This is a genomic window from Micrococcus sp. ACRRV, assembly GCF_022346985.1.
GTDB lineage: Bacteria > Actinomycetota > Actinomycetes > Actinomycetales > Micrococcaceae > Micrococcus > Micrococcus porci.
On the sequence record NZ_JAKRNH010000180.1, the window covers coordinates 1 to 2041 of the forward strand.

Consider the following 2041-nt stretch of genomic DNA (forward strand, 5'->3'; position numbering starts at 1 on the left):
TGTACTGTCCGGGGACGTTGATCAATCGTGAGAAGGGCGGCTGGTTCCCGCAGGCGCTGTGGGGGCGATGCTGGTTGTAGTGGTGGAGCCAGTCGGGGAGGGCGTCTCGGCGTTCTTGCTCGCTGGTGTAGCAGCGGGCGTAGGCCCACCCGTCACCCATCGTGCGGTGGAACCGCTCCACTTTTCCGTTGGTCTGCGGCCGGTACGGGCGGGTGAACTTCGGACGGATCGACAGCGCCTCGCAGGTGTCGCGCCACAGGTACGACCGGTATGCCCCACCGTTGTCGGACAGCACTCGTTCGATGGTAACGCCACGTTCGGCGAACCACTCGACCGCCCGGTGCAGGACGGCGACGGCGGTGATGGCGGTCTCGTCGTCGTGGACCTCGGTGTACGCGACGCGGGAGTGGTCGTCGATGACGGTGTGTACGAATGCGTACCCGAGCTTGGGGCTGTGCCACTTGTTCTTCGGCTTGTCCGGTGTCGCGGCGCGGTTCTTCTGGCCCTGGCGGCGGCCGACGTAACGCCAGCCGCCGCCGTCGGGGATGTTCCCGATCTTCTTCACGTCCACGTGCACCAGCGAACCCGGGTGCGGGTGCTCGTAGCGACGTACTGGCTCGCCCGTGGCGCGGTCGACGTACGACAACCGGTTCAGGCGCGCCGCCGTGAGGATGCGGTGGACCGTCGAGGGAGCGATCCCCAGCCGGGCGGCGAGCTGGATTGGTCCTTCGCGCAGTCGCATTCGCAGGCTCACGCACCGCTTCGTCACCGCCTTGTTCGTCTTCTTCGGTGAGGACTTCGGTCGCGACGAGCGGTCGTTCATGGACTCGCCGGCGAGGTAGCGGTCGACCCACCGCTTCACGGTCGGCCAGGACACCTGGAACCGGGCGGCGACCTCGCTGATCGGGTGGCCGTCCTCGACGACGAGGCGGGCGACCTTGAGCCGGTGGCGAGGTGTGAGAGCTGCGTTGAGGTGGGTCATTATCGTTCGAGGGTGGGTGCGAATCGGCCCCGATCAGATGGTGCGTGATCGGGGCCGAAGAGCTGGCGGTGACTCATGCCGGCTCAGGTCGATCCAGGGAGCGCATGGCGTCCATGAGGGAGGTGTAGACGAGGCTGGGCTTGCGGTCGTGCCAGTCGGTGTCGCTGTCGCGCTCATCCTGGTGCAGGGGCTGGGTCGTCGGTTCGTAGATCCACCAGAGGTTGCGCCACGGGTCGAGAGCGCGCGCGATCCGGTAGCCGCCGTAGAAGTCGCTGACGGGAGTCACGATGCGCCCTCCGGCCGCGACGGCCTTGTCCAGGCAGTCCTGGGCATCGGGGACATAGACCTGCAGGAAGGCCGGCGTGAAGGGCCAGTCGGGCTTGCGGTCGCACAGCATGATCGTGGCGTCGCCGATCGTGACCTCGCCGTGGATGATCGAGCCGTCCCGATCGGGGGTGCGGACGTGGGCGGCTTCGTGCCCGTCGAACACGGACTCCACGAAGCGGATGAAGCCCATGGCGTCTGGAACGATGGCGAAGGGGTTGATGGTGTTGTGCCCGGTCGGGGGCGTCAAGGAAGGCATGTATACATAAAATATGAGCACATCGAGTGACGTCAAGTATCGCCAAGGTGCCAGCTTCCTCCTGGCGACCCTCGGGCGGCGCGCAGAGAGGGCATGGGCGACTCACCTGACAGGGCAGGGGATCACCACGGCCCAGTTCACTGCCATGGCTGTCCTCGCGGAAGGTGAACGTACGCAGGCACAGGTGGCAACCGCCATCGCGGTCGACCCGCGGAACGTCGGTGCCACCATCAGGAAGCTCATCGAAGCGCGATGGGTCCAGGCCCGACCGAACCCCGCCGATGCCAGGTCGCGACTTCTGAGCCTGACCCCCGAGGGGCGGCAGTGGTGGAATGACCTGCAACCCGGCCTGCGTCAGGGACGCAACGCCTTCTTCCACGCCCTGACCCCCGACGAGCTGACAGCGCTGGAGGCACTCCTTGGGAAGCTCGACGCCTCACATGCAGCGGACTCGATCAACGTCCCCGGTCAGTACA

The 2041-nt window shown here is 66.6% G+C and carries 3 protein-coding genes; 1 reads left to right on the top strand and 2 read right to left on the bottom strand.

All coding sequences use genetic code 11. The features are described from left to right. Window positions 1–982: IS481 family transposase (locus tag MHY29_RS11870; protein ID WP_239241487.1), on the bottom strand; the 982-nt coding region annotated here is incomplete at its 3' end. A 73-nt stretch (window positions 983–1055) separates the two neighbouring features. Further along, the gene (locus MHY29_RS11875) at window positions 1056–1556 is read right to left on the bottom strand and encodes a VOC family protein (RefSeq protein WP_204371902.1); all 501 of its coding nucleotides are present in this window, start codon (window positions 1554–1556) and stop codon (window positions 1056–1058) included. A gap of 22 nt (window positions 1557–1578) precedes the next feature. Between MHY29_RS11875 and MHY29_RS11880 the strand changes: the two genes are divergently transcribed. Further along, a partial coding sequence (locus MHY29_RS11880) for a MarR family winged helix-turn-helix transcriptional regulator (RefSeq protein ID WP_239241489.1) occupies window positions 1579–2041 on the top strand: 463 nt, incomplete at its 3' end.